This window comes from Streptomyces niphimycinicus (assembly GCF_018883605.1).
Taxonomy (GTDB): Bacteria; Actinomycetota; Actinomycetes; order Streptomycetales; family Streptomycetaceae; genus Streptomyces; species Streptomyces niphimycinicus.
The window spans coordinates 1-718 of the sequence record NZ_JAHLEM010000506.1; the positions used below are offsets into that span (position 1 = coordinate 1).

A 718-nucleotide genomic window follows, 5' to 3' on the forward strand; every position below is an offset into this window, starting at 1 on the left:
CTGGAACAGGCGCCCGAGCCGGACGCCGAGGAGCCGCGGACCGCGAAGACGGCCGACGACGGCGCCCCGGCCGAGGCCCGCGCCGCCGCCGCGCTGCCGCTGTGGACCGTGGCGGCCAAGAGCCGCCCCGCGCTGCGCGCGCAGGCCGCGAACCTGCGCGCCCACCTCGAGGCCCACCCCGAACTGCGCCTCACCGACGTCGGCTTCTCGCTGGCCATCGGCCGGGCCGCCTTCGACCACCGGGCGGCGATCGTCGCCGACGACCGCGAGGGCCTGATACGCGCCCTCGACGCCCTCTCCCGCGAGGAGCCCGCGACCGGGCTGGTCGAGGGCAAGGTCGCCGCTGGCAAGGTGGCGTTCCTGTTCACGGGGCAGGGGAGTCAGCGGCTGGGGATGGGGCGTGAGCTGTATGACGCCTACCCGGTGTTCGCGGATGCGCTGGACGCGGTATGTGCGGAGCTGGACGCGCATCTCGAACGGCCTTTGAAGGATGTGCTGTTCGGGGACGATGCTGCGGCGCTGGACCAGACGGGGTTCACTCAGCCCGCTTTGTTCGCGGTTGAGGTGGCGTTGTTCCGGCTGGTGGAGGCGTGGGGGCTGCGGCCCGATTTCCTCTCCGGGCATTCGATCGGTGAGTTGGCCGCGGCGCATGTGGCGGGTGTGTTGTCGCTGGCGGATGCGTGCCGGTTGGTGGCGGCGCGTGGCCGTTTGATGCAGG

At 72.7% G+C, this 718-nt stretch carries 1 protein-coding gene; it reads left to right on the top strand.

The annotated features are described in order from the left end of the window. On the top strand, positions 1 to 718 hold a 718-nt coding region (locus KN815_RS34290), incomplete at both ends, for an acyltransferase domain-containing protein (protein WP_253209411.1).